Annotated in this window: 21 protein-coding genes; 5 read left to right on the forward strand and 16 right to left on the reverse strand. The window is 46.7% G+C overall.

The window, feature by feature from the left end:
* Window positions 1-50: 50 nt before the first annotated feature.
* From BBEV_RS12180 to BBEV_RS12195, 4 genes are all read right to left on the reverse strand, one after another.
* Window positions 51-290 carry a hypothetical protein gene (locus BBEV_RS12180; RefSeq protein WP_069365717.1) on the reverse strand — a complete coding sequence of 80 codons (240 nt, stop codon included), beginning with the start codon at window positions 288-290 and terminating at the stop codon, window positions 51-53.
* A gap of 301 nt (window positions 291-591) precedes the next feature.
* Entirely contained in the window at window positions 592-1,401 is an 810-nt protein-coding gene (locus BBEV_RS12185; RefSeq protein WP_069365718.1) for a carbon-nitrogen hydrolase family protein, read from the reverse strand.
* Window positions 1,402-1,509: 108 nt separating this feature from the next.
* Entirely contained in the window at window positions 1,510-2,127 is a 618-nt protein-coding gene (locus BBEV_RS12190; protein WP_069365719.1) for a fumarylacetoacetate hydrolase family protein, read from the reverse strand.
* A gap of 157 nt (window positions 2,128-2,284) precedes the next feature.
* Window positions 2,285-4,393, reverse strand: a complete 2,109-nt coding sequence (locus tag BBEV_RS12195) for an acyltransferase family protein (RefSeq protein ID WP_198155000.1) — start codon at window positions 4,391-4,393, stop codon at window positions 2,285-2,287.
* 106 nt (window positions 4,394-4,499) lie between these two features.
* On the opposite strand from BBEV_RS12195, the gene BBEV_RS12200 reads away from it, so the two are divergent.
* Window positions 4,500-5,327: a YusW family protein gene (locus BBEV_RS12200; protein ID WP_069365721.1), complete on the forward strand. Its 828-nt coding sequence runs from the start codon at window positions 4,500-4,502 to the stop codon at window positions 5,325-5,327.
* Between the two features lie 71 nt (window positions 5,328-5,398).
* Here the strand turns inward: BBEV_RS12200 and BBEV_RS12205 are convergent, their stop codons facing one another.
* The 4 genes from BBEV_RS12205 to BBEV_RS12220 all read right to left on the reverse strand — a co-directional run bounded on the left by BBEV_RS12205 (window position 5,399) and on the right by BBEV_RS12220 (window position 8,178).
* The gene (locus tag BBEV_RS12205; RefSeq protein ID WP_069365722.1) at window positions 5,399-6,511 is read right to left on the reverse strand and encodes a YeeE/YedE family protein; all 1,113 of its coding nucleotides are present in this window, start codon (window positions 6,509-6,511) and stop codon (window positions 5,399-5,401) included.
* Window positions 6,512-6,574: 63 nt separating this feature from the next.
* The gene (locus BBEV_RS12210; protein WP_069365723.1) at window positions 6,575-6,835 is read right to left on the reverse strand and encodes a sulfurtransferase TusA family protein; all 261 of its coding nucleotides are present in this window, start codon (window positions 6,833-6,835) and stop codon (window positions 6,575-6,577) included.
* A gap of 11 nt (window positions 6,836-6,846) precedes the next feature.
* Window positions 6,847-7,215, reverse strand: a complete 369-nt coding sequence (locus BBEV_RS12215; protein WP_069365724.1) for a rhodanese-like domain-containing protein — start codon at window positions 7,213-7,215, stop codon at window positions 6,847-6,849.
* Between the two features lie 27 nt (window positions 7,216-7,242).
* Entirely contained in the window at window positions 7,243-8,178 is a 936-nt protein-coding gene (locus tag BBEV_RS12220; RefSeq protein WP_084007374.1) for a sulfurtransferase, read from the reverse strand.
* 171 nt (window positions 8,179-8,349) lie between these two features.
* On the opposite strand from BBEV_RS12220, the gene BBEV_RS12225 reads away from it, so the two are divergent.
* Entirely contained in the window at window positions 8,350-9,384 is a 1,035-nt protein-coding gene (locus BBEV_RS12225) for a YVTN family beta-propeller repeat protein (protein ID WP_069365725.1), read from the forward strand.
* A gap of 56 nt (window positions 9,385-9,440) precedes the next feature.
* On the opposite strand, the gene BBEV_RS12230 is transcribed toward BBEV_RS12225, so the two are convergent.
* From BBEV_RS12230 to BBEV_RS12245, 4 genes are all read right to left on the reverse strand, one after another.
* Complete coding sequence (locus BBEV_RS12230; protein ID WP_069365726.1) at window positions 9,441-10,283, reverse strand: methyl-accepting chemotaxis protein; 843 nt, start codon at window positions 10,281-10,283, stop codon at window positions 9,441-9,443.
* 93 nt (window positions 10,284-10,376) lie between these two features.
* Complete coding sequence (locus tag BBEV_RS12235) at window positions 10,377-11,261, reverse strand: DMT family transporter (protein WP_069365727.1); 885 nt, start codon at window positions 11,259-11,261, stop codon at window positions 10,377-10,379.
* Window positions 11,261-12,211, reverse strand: a complete 951-nt coding sequence (locus tag BBEV_RS12240; protein WP_069365728.1) for a D-2-hydroxyacid dehydrogenase — start codon at window positions 12,209-12,211, stop codon at window positions 11,261-11,263. Before BBEV_RS12240 ends, BBEV_RS12235 begins: the two co-directional genes overlap by 1 nt.
* A 90-nt stretch (window positions 12,212-12,301) precedes the next feature.
* Window positions 12,302-13,975 carry an ABC1 kinase family protein gene (locus BBEV_RS12245; RefSeq protein ID WP_069365729.1) on the reverse strand — a complete coding sequence of 558 codons (1,674 nt, stop codon included), beginning with the start codon at window positions 13,973-13,975 and terminating at the stop codon, window positions 12,302-12,304.
* Window positions 13,976-14,092: 117 nt separating this feature from the next.
* Here BBEV_RS12245 and BBEV_RS17185 point away from each other — a divergent pair, with 117 nt between their 5' ends.
* The gene (locus BBEV_RS17185) at window positions 14,093-14,266 is read left to right on the forward strand and encodes a YvrJ family protein (RefSeq protein ID WP_084007376.1); all 174 of its coding nucleotides are present in this window, start codon (window positions 14,093-14,095) and stop codon (window positions 14,264-14,266) included.
* A gap of 70 nt (window positions 14,267-14,336) precedes the next feature.
* On the opposite strand, the gene BBEV_RS12250 is transcribed toward BBEV_RS17185, so the two are convergent.
* Window positions 14,337-14,687 (reverse strand): hypothetical protein, encoded by a 351-nt coding sequence (locus BBEV_RS12250; RefSeq protein ID WP_069365730.1) that lies wholly within the window; start codon window positions 14,685-14,687, stop codon window positions 14,337-14,339.
* A 78-nt stretch (window positions 14,688-14,765) separates the two neighbouring features.
* Window positions 14,766-15,266: a cupin domain-containing protein gene (locus BBEV_RS12255; protein ID WP_069365731.1), complete on the reverse strand. Its 501-nt coding sequence runs from the start codon at window positions 15,264-15,266 to the stop codon at window positions 14,766-14,768.
* Between the two features lie 151 nt (window positions 15,267-15,417).
* On the opposite strand from BBEV_RS12255, the gene BBEV_RS12260 reads away from it, so the two are divergent.
* A complete protein-coding gene (locus BBEV_RS12260; RefSeq protein ID WP_069366735.1) occupies window positions 15,418-16,410 on the forward strand; it encodes an LLM class flavin-dependent oxidoreductase in 993 nt (330 codons plus the stop codon).
* Window positions 16,411-16,485: 75 nt separating this feature from the next.
* On the opposite strand, the gene BBEV_RS12265 is transcribed toward BBEV_RS12260, so the two are convergent.
* Together BBEV_RS12265 and BBEV_RS12270 are read right to left on the reverse strand one after the other, a co-directional pair.
* Complete coding sequence (locus BBEV_RS12265; protein ID WP_069365732.1) at window positions 16,486-16,887, reverse strand: hypothetical protein; 402 nt, start codon at window positions 16,885-16,887, stop codon at window positions 16,486-16,488.
* Between the two features lie 87 nt (window positions 16,888-16,974).
* Window positions 16,975-19,236 carry a putative bifunctional diguanylate cyclase/phosphodiesterase gene (locus BBEV_RS12270; RefSeq protein WP_084007377.1) on the reverse strand — a complete coding sequence of 754 codons (2,262 nt, stop codon included), beginning with the start codon at window positions 19,234-19,236 and terminating at the stop codon, window positions 16,975-16,977.
* A gap of 294 nt (window positions 19,237-19,530) precedes the next feature.
* On the opposite strand from BBEV_RS12270, the gene BBEV_RS12275 reads away from it, so the two are divergent.
* The gene (locus BBEV_RS12275) at window positions 19,531-20,496 is read left to right on the forward strand and encodes a quinone oxidoreductase family protein (RefSeq protein ID WP_069365734.1); all 966 of its coding nucleotides are present in this window, start codon (window positions 19,531-19,533) and stop codon (window positions 20,494-20,496) included.
* The last annotated feature ends 6 nt before the right edge of the window (window positions 20,497-20,502 follow it).

The raw sequence follows: 20,502 nt of genomic DNA on the forward strand, positions 1-20,502 counted from the left end.
GCCTTGGCATGCAAAAAAGAACCCTGTCATGATTGACAGAGTCCTGAAAATTAAGATTCTTTGAATTGCTGCTGGCTGCGGGAATCGCCAGACGTCGAAGAAATCACTCTAAGTCTCGGCTTTCGATCTCTGTGTTTACGGGTTAAATAAATGACTTCGAACATAATAAATCCTGCAAAAATCGCCATCATTAAGGGATTAATGAAACCTATCGCATGCGATGCCAGAAATGCAGCTGCAAACACCATGATGCCAATTGATCCGGGGACAACAAATTCTTCGTTGAGCATTGCAATCCTCTCCTTATCGGTTAAATGATTGATCTGACATGCCTTTTGATCAAGCTGCGATTAAATAGCATTTTCGGCAGGTTCTTCACACTAATTTTATCATGATTGAAACAGATTTTTTCCGGTAAACATGTCGATTTATTTACAATATTAACCTTTTAGTACATTTTCTTTTTTAATGTTTAATACTACAATAATGATGTTTATTTGTTTTGTCAAGAAATCGTCACATTTAAGATATCTTTATCCATTTCCGCTCATGAACTGAAGCATAGAGCCTATCATGATGAGATTTGAGCCATTACCAAATCTTCAGAAACTGATTGTCATCTCTGATCGGGTAATATGTCCGGTAATGTGCAATAACATCCCGATCGACATCGAAACAGGTGATTTCTTCTTCATCTCCGGAAATAACAGCTTTATTATCCCTGTCGAGCCATGGATAACTGAATATCGACTGTCCAAAAAACGGACCCGCCTGGTTCACGCTCATCCAGTACACCTGATTCTCCAATGCCCTCGTGATGACAAAATGGTGCCAGCTTGGGAATGTTTCATCCCGGAAAAAGGCAACTGGGTGAAGAATCAGATCGACATCTTCATTCAAAGCATAGTGTTCGGCAAACTGAGGAAAACGCATATCATAACAGATCATCACGCCAACCCGAATATCATTCACCTGAAAAACGAACGGTTTTCTTCCTTTTCCAAAGTACTCTTTCTCATAGGACGATTCAAATTGAGCCACATGCATTTTATGGTAAACACCAATTCGTTCCCCAGTAGTGCCGACAATGACCTGAGCGATTGTAAATACACCGTCCTCAACGATTGCCGTGCCGTAAGCTATCGTGACCGCCAACTCTTTGGCCAATGTGCTGAACTGTTGAAAGATTTTCCCATTGGCTTCTTCAGCCAGCATCGGCAGTCGATTGAACGTTTCCCTGTTATACGATAGTGTGGACAGTTCAGGCAGCACAATCAGGTCAGCCTGATCGCGTCCGAATCTGCCGCGAATCGTATCGATCAGTCGCTGAACGTGGTTGAGCTGATCTTCTTTCGTTAAAATCAATGGGATCTCACATTGATATGCAGCCACGCGAATCATGGCATTGCCCCCTTTTGATTGCATACTCCGAATCCATAATGGCCTACATTTTAACACAAATATGCAAAAGAAAACGCCCTGTTTATCACACAGAGCGTTCAGCACAACCTATTTATCCAATTGAATCAGCGCACTCCCCATCATACGCCCCTCATACAGTAACTCGAGTTTATCCTCCGTCTTTATCGGACCAACGCCTTCAGGAGTGCCGCTGAATATCAAATCTCCTTTTCCCAGCCCAAAATGATTTGAAATATAAGGGAGAAGTTGATCCAGGTGAAAAACCATGTCCAATGGGTGTCCTTCCTGCACCTTTTCACCGTTGATTAACAGCGCGAACTTCGATTGATTCAAAGCGTCCACTCCCGGAAAAGGAAACGGTTCAGTAATTAAAGCAGAACCGGGGAAACTTTTCGATGCGAACCATGGACCTCCTTGTTCCCGCGCAGCATTTTGCTCGTCGCGTAACGTGAAATCGATGCCAATCGCCATATTGGCGATACAATCCTCCGGCTTCATACCTTGTTCATAGTCTCGATCCAATTCAAAGACCAGCTCCACTTCATAATGGACACTGCCTCTGCCATCCGGGAGATGAATCGGAGAACCATCTGCCTTGATCAGTGAATGAGTGGCTTTTCCGAAGATCATCGGCTCTGACGGCACTGCACTATCCATTTCTTTTGCATGCTTTGCGTAATTTTTCCCGACACAGTAAATGTTCATTGCACGCACCTCGATTCATAGGATTTACATAGTCATTATATCAAAGTTAAAAGCAAATTCTTTACAAAACTAAATTAAAAATCCGCCAGCTTTATTCGAACATCCGAATCGAGAGAAAAAAGCGATCCTCATGATAGGCTTGTGAGGATCCCTCTTTTCATTTTTTATCCCGGATTTTTTCGAGCAACGGGATAATCTTCTCTTCGATCAAGGGCGTCAACGTCACTACGTATTCCAGGGTCAGGTGGTTTGAATCCCTGTAGACAAGAACATTTCCAATGATGGGAAGACAGTCGCCATCAGGACAGACATATGGATTCAAATCCGCATAGGTCACATTCCCTGGTTGATCATCCAGTTCTCCCCAGGGATTCCCCTGATAAAGAACGTCATCAGATGAAGTCGTGCAAGCATCCATGGCACTCTCTCCTTCTTCGCTGACACAGGCTGCAACATCGAAGTCCATCCACGGGACATCCCGAACAGCAAATACTTCAATGTCAGCGTCCTCTAAGGCGAGCCATTTATCCAGAAAGCCTTCCGGAATCTCCTCTCCTTCCATCGCTGTGGAAGTCGTAAAGACGAGATCTGGCGGGTCTTCGAGCAACATCTCCAGCAGAGTTTCCCCCCATGGCAGGCACCCCTCACTTAATTCATCCAGATCGTCCGTCGTGAACCGGCAATTACTCTTTGTATAAGATTCAATATGAATCCGGTATTCTTCGCTGATTTCCTGCAACGCCGGAAGCCAGTGAGCAGAATGGGAGCCGCCGACCAGTGCGATGGTATACTCAGGATCGTCTTCAGTATAACCGTAAGAACAGGCAATCACATCCGGCGACGTCTGGTTCTGGTGGCAGTCATCTTCATACACCGGCGGTAAAGAATCCCTTGCATTTACCGGTGAAGGAATCACGTCTTCACGATCCGGAACTTCCACCTCATCGAAAAGCCCCATTGCTCCGGGGTATTCGGGGTCTGCTACATTGTAAGGGAACTCATCATCATTCGTTTCATCTTCTTTGGCAGGATCATCATGCTCCTTTGGCACTTCCCCCGATCCATCCTGCTCCTGTTGCAACCATGACGTACCCGCAGAATCGTCAATTTCTTCTTGCCACAGCAGGAGAACTGTTACGAATGGCAAAATGAAGAGCCCTGCAGCAGCCGTTGCATAGACCGGTTTCATCCGATGCACTAAGGACCGAAGCGGGTTCTCCACCAACAGGGTAGTGCCCACAGCGAGACAGAACGAGAAACCAATCAGGATCATGCCAGCCAGCCACGATACTGATTCCACGCCCGAGATCAGGTAATAGAAGATCAGTACCGGCCAGTGCCACAAATAGAACGCATAGGCATACTGACCGAACCAGACCAATGGCTTGGCCGACGCGACCCACTGCACCCCACCTCCTGCCAGTTGAGGGGCGGCTGTGATTACAGCTACAGCCCCAAGCGTCGGTAACAGCGCAGCGATACCAGGAAATAAATCCTCAACGGGTAACACCGCTCCCGTTCCTAAAATCACAATCAACCCGGTCCAACCGATCACTCTGCTCCAAAACGGAGTGAACCTTACGGAACCGATGAACAGTGCCGTTAAGCCCCCGAGTGTGAATTCCCACAGCCTGGCAACTGTATCAAAATAGGCCCATACCTGTTGGGTTGTGGTGATGTAGATGGAGTAAACTATAGAAAGAATAAAAATACCTGACAGGACCCATCGCAGAAAATCTCTGGTTTTCATTTCACTGTACCAGGACAACCTTAAGGCTATGATGAGAATGAAGGGCCATAATAAATAGAATTGGCCTTGCATCGACAGCGCCCAGAAATGCTGCACGGGACTGGCTTCGTTATTTTGCGCGAGATAATCCACACTGTTTACGGCCAATAGCCAGTTCTCGACATACAAGGCCGATGCCATCAATTCCTGCAGCGTCTGAAGCCAGCGAATTTCAGGAAGCAAAATCCACGAAGCGGCGGCCGTTACCGAAAGTACGAGAAAAGCCATGGGAAACAGTCTGCGCACAAGTCGCATGAAAAAGTCCATGATTCTGATTTCGCCATTTCGATCATAGCCCGCCAGTAAAGTTGTTGTAATTAAAAAACCTGAAACGATAAAGAAGACATCCACACCGCCGGACACCGTACCAAACCATACGTGATAAACAGCTACCAGGATCGCAGCCACAGCCCTGATCCCTTCAATTTCCGGACGAAATACACGCTTGTCAATCAATGAATCATTCACATAGCTCACCTGACTTTTTGATTCGGATAGATGCAAATTTTCCTATTTATTAGTATAATGGATCTGCAAAAGAAATTACTACGGTCTGAAGGATCATCTATAAGGAGTGTGTATCATGAAAAAGTCCGCTGTCCTGTTATCAGTCCTTTTGTTTGCCGGAGCCTGCAATCCGGATACCTCTGACGACAGCGATACTGATCGCGATCGAAATCTCTCATCGAGCCAGATTCAAGAGCAGGATCCAGAAGACGACAATAACGATTTTGATGAAGAAGAAGCACCTGGTCATCAAGGCATTGAGCTGCGTTTGATCGATGCCTTCCACCTGGATATTAACTTGACAGAAGGGCAGACCTGGGCATTTGACTATCATCAGGACGCCCCGAATCATACGCAAGTCAAATCACCTGATAACACTACATACACAGCTTCTGATGCCGTTAAAGAGGTCGAAGGGCTCGTGACCCGCATCTCCGTTTCCAGACGCCACTCTGCCGAAAGTATCATCGATGCCATTACTGATGCATTAAACACGGATTCCTCCTCACTGGAAGACATGACCTTCTCATTAGAGATGTCCAACGGCGAACAGTATGCTTTTGCTACGCAAAAGTTTCAAAAAGATCAGGATCCTGACAGCATGGACAGCTTTTCACTTGAACTGGGGTTCTATTCCGGAGAATCATTTGAAATCACCTATAACCGAAGTAACGGCACTGCGTTCATCGTTCCGGTTGAAGGACCTGCCGAATCCGGTTCGGAAACCGCCAGCGAGTTGGATGATTATTTGAATGATCTCGATATCAGCTACGATGACTCTTTTCAAAAATTACAGGAAACGGTTCTCGATCCACTTGGCTTTCATCAAAACGACGTGGAAAAAATGCTGCTGGCCATTGAATTTGACAATGAAGATACGTTCGAATTTCAGCATGTCTACTAAGAAATCCTTTCCAGATCAAAAAACGCAGCCACCCCTGTATGGGGATCAGCTGCGCTTTTTTGATTCATTTGTCAGGCTGCATCCTTTTCTCTGTAAAAGAGCATAATCGGCATTTTGAAATAATACTTGGTCACAAGGAATACGCCAAGGGCCATGCCGATGATTACGATGAAGCTGGCGATGGATAACCCGCCGACACCTGCGATAACATTTGCTATATTACAGCCAGGCGCTATACGCGAAGCGACACCCATTAACAGACCGCCGCCGATGGCCCCAGGCAGCCGTTTTGCTTTTGGCAGCCGGAACTTAAAGCTCTTACTGAGCACCGAAGAAATGAATGCCCCCACCACGATACAGATGACAAGCAGTTCTTCCGGACCGATGCCGATCGTCGGGTAGGCTGCAAACATATTGTTCAGATAGACATTATTATAAACCATCTGCTCGCCGAACATCGATGCCATAAAGACACCGCCAAGACGGGTTTCCGGACCGGTAACCGAAATCGAGGACATCGTGACGAACTGAATGGTTGCCACAACCCCCATCAGAAGTGCCACAAAACGGACATCCCAGTGCTGCTGGGTAAATGGATTTCCCTGCCAGTCTGTGAGACTGTTCTTCACACCCTGCCAGAAACCGCTCCAGCCGAATTTCCGAATCGTCACGAGGAGAAGCAGACCCACCAGAATCAAAGGCAACACCATGAAAGGCAAGCCGATTTCATACATACTGTATCCTTCTGCCATTGTCAGGGGTTCAATTAAATAATTACTGCCCCATGGATCATAGATATAGGCAAACAGTAAATTCCCAGTAATCATCGCAGCGATGACAATCCAGAATTGCACATAACCCATCCCGCTGCGATACAAGGCTCCCGATGCACAACTTCCGGCAATGGTCATGCCGATCCCGAATAATAATCCGCCTAATAAGTTCTGAAACCCAATGGGAACGGCCCAAAGCTGATCCACAGAAGCAACGCCCAGTGTCAGCGACAAGCCCCAGCCGATAAGCGCCGTGGACATCAGTACAAGGATCCCTTTACCAATTCTTGAATCCTTCACACTGACAAAATCGCGAACCGATGCCACGAAGCAGAAGTCCGCTTTCTGTAATAGAAAACCATAGGTTAAGCCAAAAATGGCTGCAAGTATAAACACTTCGATTGTAAACATCGTCCCAGTCCTTTCGACAATGGGAGAAGCCCCGTCACTTGCCCAGGGCTTCTCCACACGTTATCAGTTCTTCTTCAAGTAAATATAATAGTTTCCTTTATCTTTCACGGTACCCAGATGATCCGCCAGTTTATTCATTTTCACTGCTGCCGGTATCGTTTTGGTGGCAATGCTGTGATCTGTCACTTCCACGACAATCTGGCCTGAATCTGCTTTTTTCAGTCCATCAAGAGCAATGTTCAACGTATGCGGGCAAACCTCACCTACACCGTCCAATTCATGGTCGATGGTTAACTCTTTCAAATCCTGATCTGATAAACTCATGAACTTTCACCTCATTTATAAATTTCGTTGACCTGTTCAACAACCCATTCTTCTCCGGTTGCTTTTTCTGCTTCCCAGCCAATCATGCCATCTGCATAATTGTGCACATTTTCAATGCCGTTATCCTTAAAGAACTTCGCCACTTCGTGGCTTCTCCGGCCGCTCCGGCAGACCAGCACGTATTCCTGGTCCTTTTTGAATTCATTCACGAGATCCACCATTTCACTCATCGGTATCAAAGGAATACCAGGGATATGCGCTTCATCATATTCCTCAAGTTCTCTGACATCAATCAGTATTTCATTCCTTTTATTATTTTCATAAAGGGCCTTCACTTCTTCAAAACTCAGCTGTTTGACATTTTCTTTTTCTGTTGCCATGGGTCAAAGCCTCCTCCAGGTCGTAGATTAACCTTCAATATCCGCTTCCGGGTCATTTCCATACTCCGCCCACGAGCCTTCGTATGGTTTGATGTCATCAAAACCAAGCAGTCTCAGGGAGAAGTAGGAATGAGCACCTCTGACGTTTGTCTGGCAATACGGTATCACTGTCTTATCACGATCAGCTCCGGCTGCGGCAAACTGTTCTTCCAGGGCATCTGCGTCTTTGAAATACGGCACACCATCATCCGCTACTGCGTCGGACCATTCCAGGTGTGATGCGCCCGGGATATGACCGCCGCGTTCAGCACGTACATCTTCACCGGAAAATTCACCTTCAGAGCGGGCATCGAGGAACATAGCCGATTCATTGTCCCGATTCGCTTCAACATCTTCTTGTGACGACTGCAATTCCGGATTCAACTCTGCGGTGAAATTCCCCTCTTCTGCTTCAGCAGGTTCAGTGGAAATCGCTTTTTCGTCAGACAACCAGGCCGTAAAGCCACCGTTTAAAATACGGACATCTTCATGACCGTATAACTCCAATGCGTAAAAGAGTCTGGAAGCCCACAGGCTGTCCCCGTCGTCATATGCTACGACTGTCGTATCCTCACTTACACCGATGGATTGCATCAACTCCTGAAAGCCTTCTTCAGGAGGCAGTACACCGTCCACCGGATTGTCCGGATCGCTCAGTTGACCCGGTTCAACGAGCTGCGCACCGGGAATATGACCGCTTTCGAATCCTTCGCGGCGGACATCCACGACGACCACATCCTCACCTTGATCTTCGAGCCAGTCTGTGTCAACGAGCAGATCGCCATTTTCGTAGTCGGACGCGTCCACGACGTCTCCTTCCGTAATATTATCTGCTGTATTTTCGATATCTTCCACAGATGGGTCATTGTTGCATGCAATTAATAATGCCGATAATACTGTAATAGACGTGATGACTTTTTTCATAATTACCCCTGCTTTCGTGTTGTTTTGTGATGTTGTTGTTCACTTTACCATAATCCCGATAAGAATACAATGGTTTTAAATCCGATGATTTTACTTGTTTTTATACCCTTGAGTGTTTATACTATGTAGAAGGTTTTATTGAATGGTTTACATTTAGGGAGTTGATTGTATATGAATCGTATCGGAATTAAAAAGCTCCTCATGACAGGAGCTCTCATCACCCTTGCCACAGGCTGCGCGCTTGAAGATGGTGAAAACAGCAACAACAATGAAGGTGCATCTGCCGGGGACGCCGGAGAATTGACCAATGTGCAATTCTATGTACCAAGCGAAGAAGAGGATCTCGTTTCCATCATTGATGTCGTTTCCGGAGACCACGTCGGAGATATTGATGTCGGCCAACGGCCAACGATTGTGACCTTTGCCAGTACCATGAGAGAAGCGTTCGTTGCCAACCAGGACAGCAGCACGGTTTCGATCGTCAATACGCAGTCGCTTGAAGAAACGGCTGAGATCGATGTTGGACCACGCCCCCATGGACTGGCATTATCAAGTAACAACAACACGCTGTATGTAGCCACAGTTGGCGATCAGTATCTCGACGTTGTAGATGTTGAGTCAGAGGATGTCACCTCTCAAATTGACTTAGGCCATGATGCCAAAAGTAATTATGTATACCTCAATGAGGATACGCTCTATGTGACTGATCACGAGAACGATGTCATCTATGTCGTGGACGCCGAATCAGAAGAAGTGACGGACACATTCGAAACTGGCGAGTTACCTCGTGTGGTTCGCGTATATGATGAAACCTTGTATGTAGCCAGCGGTGAAAGTGGTCTTCTTGAGATCATCGATCTTGATTCCGGTGATTCATCTTCCATTGATACCGGTCACGGAGCCACTGATGTCATTGTCACCGAAGACGGGCACTATGGCATCGTCACTTCCATCGAAGGCGACAAGGTCGTTAAAGTCGATCTTGAACAAGGCAGCGTTGTGGCTGAAATCGACGGACAGGAGGGCGCCAAGCACCTCGCCTTCAACCGTGAAGAATCCCGGGCGTACGTGACACTCAGTGAATCAAACGAAGTGTCCGTGATTGATGTGGACAGTTTCGAAGAAGAGTACCGGATTGAAATCGGTGGCGATATGCCGCATGGTATTGACATCAAAGCACTCCCCGGCATCGGAGGCAGTTGCTGATCAATTAACATGCAAAAGGCCCGGAGCTGAGTGCTCCGGGCCTTTCTTATATCCATTCAGATTTCTTTTGCGTATTTTTTCAAACCTTGACTCATCTGCTCAATTTCACTGATGAACTTCGCCAGTTCTTCCGTTGACGTTGCCTGTTCTTTCCCTGTCTTCACCACTTGTTCCACCACGGACTGAATTTCATCAATCGATTGACGCAAACCGCTCAGTGTCTTTTCAATCTTTTCCGTGGAATCGAGGGTTTCTTGAGACAGTTTCCGAATCTCTTTCGCAACGATATTGAATCCCTGACCATATTCACCAGCTCTGGCTGCTTCAATCGACGCATTCAGTCCAAGAATATTTGTTCTTGAAGCAATTTTTCGAATGAATTCCAATACTTCGTCCGTATTTTTCATACTTTCAGCGGCCTCATTCGATTGCAAAAGAAGCGCATTACTGCTTTTTGCAAGACCCCCTGCACTCTCTGAGATTGCTCCAACCTGCTCATTTGCATTGGTCAGTGAACCCGCAATCTGATCAGAGATGCGCCTGAGTTCCCGCTCATTGTATTCCTGCATCTGAATGGCCAATGCGCCGATAACTTCACCATCCTCCATTACCGGGGCCGCAAGTCCGGTGAAAGACACGCCAAAGAATGCTTCAGGCACTTCATCTTTTATAAAGCGGCTGTTCTCAATACAATCAGCCAGCGGTTCTTTCGGATCAATCGCCCGTCCCTGTTCCGCTCGTATATCGATCTTCGTCCCGGGATAATACGCAAGCCATGCGGATCGATCCGTAACACCCATGCCTACATCCGGCAGAACCTTATGTAAGAGTGGCAGGACATCAAGAAAGGATTTCAGTTTCGGATGGATCGTGTCATTCGTTTTCGTTTCAGTGTTCATGTGGATCACTCCTTGGAATATTTCACAAAGAAGATTATACCATTAACACTGCGACAATAATACTAAAACTCTTTACTCATTCCAGAAAGGTGATCAGCGGTTCCGCAGGAAGACATACACGCTGCCAAGGACGAACAGCCCACCGGTAAACTGCTGCAAAGTTATCATTTCGCCTAGTAAAAACACGGCCAGTATCGATGCCCCTACCGGCTCCCCCAAAATACTCATACTGATTGTCGTCGTGTTCACATACTTTAAAAGAAGATTATAAATCACATGGGCCAAAGTCGGAAAGATCGCCAAAAGCCAGAACAACTGCCATTCCGTCGTGCCGTAACCGGTGATCTCGACTTGCATCACCAGGTTATACAAAAGCAATAGAACCCCTGCGATGAAAAACACACAGAAACTGTAGATCCAGTGTGAGATCTTCTTCACCGTGGTTTGTCCGATTAACAGATAGCCGACGATCGCAATGACACTCAGAAATGATAGTACATCCCCCAGAAGATGCGCAGGACTGATACCGATATCACCGATTCCGATAATGACAATCCCGATAAAGGCTATACTGATCGTCACTACCGTCCTCAGATCCGTCCTTTCTTTATAAAAATAATAACCGCCTGCAAGTGCCACAATCGGCTGCAAGGCAAGGATGATCGTGGAGCTTGCGACGGTGGTCAGTTTCAGGGACCCGAACCATAAAGCAAAGTGCAGTGCAAGGAAGATACCTGATCCGCAGAGGATCAATACGTCTCTACCCGTCAGCCGGAACAAGTCCTTTCGTTTCCACCAGACAAAAGGCACTAACAAGAGACTCGCAAGAAACATGCGGTACATACTGATGACGGTCGCGGGTGCTTCTGACCATTTCACAAAGATGGCAGCAAACGAGATTGCAATGATGGAAATGGTCAGTAACAGCCCGGTTTTCGGAATTGCTTCCTCATTTTGAACTGGTCTGATGGCTGCCATCAGTACCCTTGCTCCGTATTGACTTGATTCGGCAACGCTTTACCCCTCTCAAGTTGCCCCACTGTATCCAGAAAACACGCCAGCCCTTCCTCTGCCGTTGTAATGGCAGAGATATGCGGCGTGATCTCGATACCCGGATGTGTCCAGAATGGATGAGCCTGCGGCAATGGCTCCTCAGAAAAGACATCGAGGACGGCTTCTTTCACCTGTCCCTGATCTAGTGCATCCAGAAGTGCTTCATCGACAACCGACTCCCCGCGTCCCACATTGATAAAGAGGACATCGTGACAAGCTTCAAAGAATTCACTATCAAAGTACTGCTGCGTTTCATTCGTCAGCGGCATCGTATTAATGATCAGATGGGCCGATTGCATGCTTTTTTCCCAGTCCGAATCCGTTTTATCCGGCGTTAAAACGTGCATGAACGGTTCTTTTGTTTCCCCGGATCGGGACACACCTGTCACCGTCATCCCGAAGAAATCACAGGTTTGAGCCACTTTCGATCCGATTTCCCCCGTGCCGTATACCACAACATGACGGGTGTTCAACGGATCAGGAGGGATGAAATCCCACTCTTTCAAAACCTGGATTCGCCTGAATTCTGCATGTTTCTGCGTCTGACGAAGCAAATAGCTTAGTGTATATTCACTGATCCGCTCCCCAAAGGATGTGACTGTTCGGGTTAACAGTACATCTTCAGGCCAGTCAATCCCGTTCATCAGTTTATCCACCCCGGCCCCGAGGGAATGAACCCACTTGAACCTTGACATATCCACATTGCCAGGGCGTTTAAAAGCAACCAGCGCATCCGCTTGAGTCACGTCACTTTCTGAGACGTCATCCGGATGACGAAAGAGTAAAGTGTAATGGTCCAGTGCGCGGTGTTCTTCAATCAATGCTCTCATATGATCATGCATTGGCGTTGCAATCAGTATCGTCTCGATCTTCATAACCAGTCCTCCTATGAAATCTATTTCGCTTTTCCAAGTATAGCAAAAGATGCACAGCTTCGTCAGAAGTGCTGTGCATCTTTTATCACGTTACGTTTTTCTACGGGTTTTGAGAATCGAATAAATCAGCCAGATGAACAGGAATAAAAAGACAATAAAGACCACTTCAAAAAACGGCAGTGTCAAAATGGATTCATTCATCGTTCCACCGACAGTCACCCCGATAATCAACGAAGCAAAAACCAGACTGACGGCAATCAGCAACAGGCTGAGCGTCAGCTGATTGCCGATCCGGCTGATGCTCTCTGCAGCCCTTGCCGTATCAGGCGACCTCACTTCGACATGGACCTTTCCCTTTTCTGCTACCGCTGACACCTTACGAATCATGTGCGGCAGTTCTTTCATCAATTCTCCGTATTCCAGCACCTGGGTCATCGTTCTGTCCATGATCGACTTCGGGCTCATATACTCTTTTAACAATTCATCACCCAACGGTTCGACCACTTCCATGATACTGATCTCCGGATCGAGTTTCACGGCGATCCCCTCAATGGTCATCAGCGACTTACCAATAAGAAGAAAATCCTGCGGCACCTCAATGCCATGCCTCGAAATGATCCGCAGCACATCATTGACCACTTCGCCCAGACCCACATCCGTCAGATGAGCGGTGAGGTAAAGATCCTGAAATTCATCCAATTCGCGCTTCAATCCTGATAATTCGACTTCAGGAGGAACGGAGCCGACTCTCGCAACAGCCTTGACCAGTTCATTTGTATTCTGCCGAAGAAGCGCCATTACCATCATCGCCGTTTCGTTACGCATTTCCTTATTCAGCCGGCCCACCATTCCGAAGTCGATGAGCGCAATCCGTCCATCGTCCATCAGTAATAAATTCCCCGGATGCGGGTCTGCGTGATAAAAGCCGTGGACATAAATTTGACGGGTGATCGTGGAAACAAGCTGTTCTGCGAGAAGTTCCTTTTCCGGGATATGACCTTCTTCCTCGATCACGTCATTGAGTTTTCTCCCTCTCACACGCTCCATTGTCAATACCTGTCGAGTCGAGAGGGTCGTATATACGCCCGGAATCTTCAGAAACTCCTCTTCACGATGCTGCTTTTGCATCCGTTCTGAATTTCTGGCTTCAATGCCATAATCCACTTCCCGCCTCAAACTCTTGGCCAGCTCCTCTATGTAAGCTGTGATCCGGTAGCGTTCAGCCCACTCAAGGCGTTTTTCGGCAATGGAAGCCATCTCAAATAAGATATCCAGATCAATTTCAATTTGCTGACGAATACCCGGACGTTGTACTTTTACAGCGACTTCTTCTCCTGTATGGAGCAAAGCACCATGAACCTGACCGATGGAGGCGGTCGCCATGGGGTCCTCATCAAAAGACAAAAAAAGATCGTCGAGCGGCGCTTCAAGCTCTTCTTCGATCAACTGCTTCACTTCATCGAATGGCACTGGCTTCACATGGTCCTGAAGCTTTTCGAGTTCTTTTGTCAGTGACCTTGGTAAGCTGTTCGTTCTCGTGCTCGCGATTTGACCGAGTTTAATAAACGTCGCCCCGAGATCTTCCAACAGAAAACGAATTCTTTCTTCTAATGAGCGGTTTGACTGTTTTTCAAGCATCCGCCACTTTCTCGGAGCTGAAACCTGCTCTAAAAGACCCAACTTATGCATCATGAACCCGAATCCATTCCGGGTAAATGCCATGACTATTTCACGGAACCGTTGCACATGCTTCAATCGTTTCATGCTTTCCACCTCCTTCATAACAAGTGTTCTCTGTCTATTACATTCCACAACGGTTGCAAAGATTCCTTTCTTTTTTCATTTTGTTTGGTACTTAATGAGCGAAAGGAGGCGATGAAGATGGAAATGCTTTTGCCGTTTATCAGTGATATCGGGTTTCCTGCTGCGATCACGTTTTACCTGTTGTATCGCATAGAAGGAAAACTCGATACATTGAATGGATCGATCCAGAAGTTACAATCCCTCTCGATCATCCCGCCTGCAACAACCAGCCGGGAAGAGAAATTCCGCTGAATCAGGAATCCGGATCCTTCAAAAAGGAAAACCAGTCCGCGTATTCGGACTGGTTTTTCTTTTCATCATGTTACATTTCCATATCTTCATCCAAATAGGCATCGGCTTCTGCCAGTTTTTCCAACGCTTCATTCAACTGATTTTCAGCCACTGAAAATTCAAGTACATAATTCATTCCAGGTTCCTTCTGACCATCAGCCAATCCTTTTAATCCTCGTTTTAACGGATGGTTTTCCGGATCAGGAATTGCTCCTACACTCACATCGGGGCGACCCTGTGCACGAACAGGAACGAACATCATCCCGTCATTCTTTTCAGGGATTCGTTCAACGTAAACTGCCTCCGTATTTAACGTACGCAAACCAGCAGCTGCCTTTTCTGCATCATTCTCACTTTTGAAATAGGCCAGTATTTTTTTCACGATACAACCTCCCCGTTGTATTTATTCATTTATATTATTCCCATCCATCCAAATTATGAAACAATCTGGAATGACTCATCAGCCGTTCGTCAATTGACGAATCACAGCTTCGCACTGGGGATAAATCGCCAGGAGGTCTTTGCGGTCATATAAAATGAAATCCTCGAATTCAAAACCAGGGGATACCATACAGCCAACCAGGGAATAATCCCGATCATCATCCATATCCGAAGAGGCTCCGAAAATCGTCCCTTCAGGAACAAGGAGCTGGGCTGATTCTCCCTCATCAATATTCAGTCCAAGCTTTTTTGACGTGTAGTTTCCTTGAGGATCAATCATATGTATGGTAAGCGGCGAGCCATCGTGGAAGTACCAGATTTCATCGGCCTTCAAGCGGTGGAAATTAGACACCTGTTCCTTTGGTAAAAGGAAATAAATACTTGTATACTGTGCCCGTTCAGCGCCCTCCTGATTCACACAGCTCTTATCGCTTTTCAAGACCTCCCGAAAATAACCCCCTTCAGGATGTTTCTTCATGTTCAAAGCGGTGATCCATTCAGCTGCTGTGTTTCGCCCCATAAGCCTCACTCCATTCCCTAAGGTCATTGAATTTCAGTCTACAGATATTAGGGATCAAGTTCAAGTTCTTGCATCCTGTTCGGTAAATTCAGTATCGTAAGAACCGATACAGGTTTCCGATACTATCCTCGACAGGAGTCTGATGACCGATATGAAGCTAAGCATACTCGACCAAGCCCCGATTACGCAGGGACACACTGGAGAACAGGCGCTGCAGTACGCCATCGAACTGGCCAAACTGGGGGAAGAACTGGGTTTCCACCGGTTTTGGATGGCCGAACACCATTCAACTGATGCATTTGCCAGTTCTGCTCCTGAAATCACGATTGCTCACATTGCAGCCTTGACGGAACGGATCCGTCTCGGCACCGGCGGGGTGATGATGATGCATTATTCGCCGCTGAAAATGGCAGAAGTATTCAAGACATTAAGTGCACTGGCTCCCGGACGCATTGATTTCGGTGCAGGAAGAGCACCAGGCGGGGACCGTGCGAGCATGTTTGCCCTCTCTGAAGGGCGTGAACCGATGCTGAACAATATGTATGAAAAACTGGGCATCACAATGGACTACCTGGCAGACCATGTGCCCCCTCACCGGATTTACGATCAGGTGAAAGCAGAACCTGCCAATGTCAGCCGTCCTGAAGCCTGGCTTCTTGGATCCAGTGGTAACAGCGCTCGACGCGCAGGCCAGATGGGCGTTGGTTATTCTTTTGCACAGTTCTTCAACGGCGAATTATCCAAAGCGATTCTTGACACTTACCGGGAGAATTTCAAACCATCTGAACTCATGACAACCCCGGAGATTAACGTCAGCTACCTGACCACCGTTGCAGATTCTGAAGAAGAAGCGGCCTATCACGCATTGCCTCAGGATATCGCCAGGCTGATGCTGATGAAAGGGAAGATCACCGGAGCCATGACCCCAGAAGCCGCTCAGGACTATCCGTTAACAGAAATGGACCGGATGCAAATTGAGAGCATGAGGGCTTTACATCTGGTTGGAACCCCTTCGCAAGTTGCAGATCACCTGAGCGCCGATCAGGAAACATACGGCTTCGATGAAGCGATGATTGTGAGCATCCCTCACAGCCAGGAAGTCCGCTTAAACGTCTACAGACACCTTGCGGAACAACTGCTATAACGAAAACTGCCCTTCATGCAGAAGAACATGCCACCCTTTCACAGAGTGGCATGTTTCTTTTGATACAATAAACTGTCAATTCAACAACGAAGTACCTGCGTGGATTATAATCAACATCAATGCTGATAAAGCCATCATCCTGTGGGCACGTTTTCGCCGGCCTGTCGCTTTCTGATTACGAATCCATCCTGAACTGAGCAAAACCAGATAGAATGACAATGCCGCCAGACCCGTCCACTGGACAGGTCTCAGATCCGTCAGGCCGTATGCCACGATCGCTTGTCCTGCATGCAGGACAACAAACACGCCGGAAAGAACGGCAATTTTCCGATGATAAAGCATGAGCCGTTTGGCGATTTTCGCCATTCTGACTTGGCGCAGTCGGTTCCGGGACTTACGGATCAACAGAAATAATACATAATATCCGCTGTTAAACAAAATTAAGCATGATGCAATATAACCTGTAAGCAGAATCATGTGACGGACCTCCTCTAAACTGAAATCGTCCTAAGTCTACCAAAATACCGAGAAGGCCGTAGTGATCTGGTTCACTTCGTGAAGAGATTATTGAAGCAGGTGTTGTTGTTTCGCAAAATCCAGGGCTGCTTTTATTTCCAACGGCCTGCTGACGCAGTAGCCTTGCACGTAGTCACACTCCTGATCCAGGAGGTATCTCATCTGGTACTCCTCTTCCACTCCTTCAGTCACCACGCTCTTCCCTAATTTATGGCACATCGAAATCAAATCAGACAGAATCGGGTCTTCTTCAGAATGATCGCCAATTCGATTTGTAAACGTCCGGTCTATTTTCACACGGTCCACAGGCAAATTCTGCAGTCTTGCAAAAGAAGAATAGCCTGTCCCGAAGTCATCCAGGGAAACCGTCACACCTTTATTTCTTAATTGATTCAAATGCCTTCTCATTTCGTCATCTTTGTCGAGCAAGATCGATTCTGTAACCTCCACTTCAAAGGATGAGGGATCCACTCCATTGATCTTGCAAAGGTCTAAAAACCTTTCAGAAAAGTCCTTTCGCAGCAATTGAATTGCCGAAACATTTACGGCGACTCGCAACTTGTTCAACCCTTCTTTTTCAAGCTTATATACAAACTGACAGGCCTGATCGATGATGGTATACCCTAAATCAACGATCAGATGTTTCTTCTCAGCGATCGCAATAAATTCCAGAGGAGACAAAGGGCCGTATGTCGCTGATGTCATTCTCGCCAACGCCTCGTAACCACTGACTTTTCCGGATATCAATTCAAGCTGCGGTTGAAACATCAGGTGGAACCGAGCCGGGTTACCTTGATGAATGACGCTCTTGATTTCCTGCACGATCCGTTCTTCCCGCTGGATTTGTATTTCCATCTCATCATTGAAAAATAGAATGCGATGAGTGTTTTCGATGTCCAGCTGATTCAATGTTATCGCTCCCCTTTTCGTTAATTGGTCCAGGGTAAGCATTTCTTTTCGACTTTCTACAATGCCAATATTTGAATGAATGGCACTGATCTGCCCGTCATCCTGGATCAGTTCATCGATTTGGTTCAAAAGGAATTCCGCATACATCTCCAGCAGTTGGCTGTTGCCGGGATCGTCTACATACAAGAAAAAACGGTCAGCACTAAAATGAAACAACATATCGGAGTTCCTTATATTCTCCCTGAGTGACTTCGCGATCATCTGCAGCAATTCGTCTCCATATTCATAGCCGTGAGAAAGATTTATCGCACCGAAGTGACGGCAGTTGATCATGAATACAGCCATATTCTGCACTTCACCGTTTGCCAGTTTCGCTTTCATAAACTTCTGCATATAGCCGTAATTCGGCAAACGGGTCAACGGTTCAAAATAGGCCAGCTGAAGGTGTTTTTTCGATTTCCGGTACCAGCCAGCAATTAAAAAACCGGCAAACAGCAGGACACTCGCATAGATGACAACATTGTTCCGGAGTATTTCCTGCCGGACTTCAACGGCCCTGTCAGACGATTTCATGATTGACAGTGTGCCAATAACCGTCTCGTCTTCACCGGTAACCGGAACAAAAATTCGATACCCACCTTTGTGTTCATATATTTCATAGCCATCCGAATCCATGTCATGGATCGGCTCTTCTTCTGCATCCTGCAACTGACCAAAACCAAAGCCTGACTGATCGGGAAAGGTGATCCTCTTACCCTCACTGATAAATGCGACATCAATCACGCCATCCAGCAAACGCATCTCTTCGAGCATATTCGCCACTTTAAATCCATCAAAGAATCCAGCTGCAACGTTCGCCTCAATCCCAATTTGACTGAACGCCCCATCATCCAGGCGATAATAGCCAAACTTATATGGGACACCTGATTTCGTATCCGACCGGATTTCTTCTACCAGACTGTCCTGCACACTATGAAGAAACTGTCCGGCTGGATGTTCATCAGTTGCCGTCCATCCGATGTAATCTCCAGAGCTCGAGTGCGTTACTTCGCCTGCACGGTTGTACAAGTAAATGACATCCACATTGAACTGATTCACAAGATCAACCAACTGTTCATTCGACAGGTTCTCATGATTCATCATGACCGACTGTCCTGCTGCTTCAAGTCGTTCTTCCAAAAGCTCATTGATGAATTCCCGGGCGGATGCCGCTTTCGTAAAGGTATCCGAATAACTCTCAGCTAATTGGATCGCATGCTCTTTCATTTCGGCGTTGACTTCATCTATGCGATTGACCACCGTCGAGTAAGCCATGACCGAGAAGAAAATGGTCACAAGAAAAAAGCCTGCAATAAAGCCTTTTACGTTCATGGATTTCATCGAAGTACCTTTCATCGGCATCACCTGTGATTCCCTGTTATTTTAAAACCTTTATCCGACTTTTCGAATCAGGAGCCTTTTACTATTCCTGATCAATCCAGCGAATTCACACCCTTTTTCATGACCTTTTTTACTTATTATTTTTATAGATACTGGTAGTATAACAGATGTTTACACTACAGTTATAGTGTTAAATGAAAATAGTTTTGCTCCGTTCGCATGTCGAACCTGCTTGTTATCCTGATTAACTGAAGTGATTCTGTTTTGAGCTCTCTTATCAGCTGTGTTACTCTGACGGGCAAGGAGCGTGATGATATGAAAGCCATACAGATCAATACCTTTGGCGGACCTGAAGAACTGAGATACTGCGATGTGGATGAACCGACTCCTTCAAACGGAGAAGTCATCGTCCACGTTGAAGCGATCGGTGTAAATTATGCCGATACAATGAGACGCCAAAATCAATATGTCGTCGATACCCCGCTGCCATTTATTCCTGGTTCGGAAATCGCCGGAACGGTGAAAGAAGACGGAGAAGTACTGAAAGCCGGTACAAGGGTGGTCGCCTTGACAGGTACAAATGCCTACGCTGAACAGGTTGCTGTTCCTGAACAGCAACTGATCCCTATTCCTCAAAATTTATCCAATGAAGAAGCTGTAGCTCTTCCCCTTCAAGGACTGAGTGCTTACCACATATTGAAAACCATGGGGCAGCTTAAATCAGGGGAAACTGTGCTGATTCACGCTGCAGCCGGAGGGGTCGGCAGTCTGGCTGTGCAACTGGCCAAACGTTTCGGTGCCGGGCAAGTCATTGCGACAGCAAGTACGGAGGAAAAAAGAGCATTGGCAAAAACGCTCGGTGCAGATGTAACCATTGATTATACACAGACAGATTGGACAGACGAAGTCTGGAAAGCCACTGGTGACAAAGGGGTTGATGTGGCGTTGGAAATGGCCGGCGGCCGGATTTTTAACGACACCCTTGGGGTACTCGCTCCATTTGGGCGTCTGGTATTTTTCGGCGCTGCCAGTGGTGAACTCCCAACACTTTCCCCCTTCGATCTATTGGAAAAAAACAAAACCGTGACCGGTTTCTTTTTGCCTCAAATGATGACAAGACCGGATGAATTCCAATCCAGTTTGAAAGAGATTTTCGAACTGGCTGCAAGTGGTGCTTTGAAAATGACGGTGGGTCCTGAATATGGACTTGCCGATGCCCATCAGGCACATACAGATATGGAAAAACGCAGGACATCAGGGAAAATCATTCTCAAACCATAACGAAAA

Source organism: Salisediminibacterium beveridgei (assembly GCF_001721685.1).
GTDB lineage: Bacteria > Bacillota > Bacilli > Bacillales > Salisediminibacteriaceae > Salisediminibacterium > Salisediminibacterium beveridgei.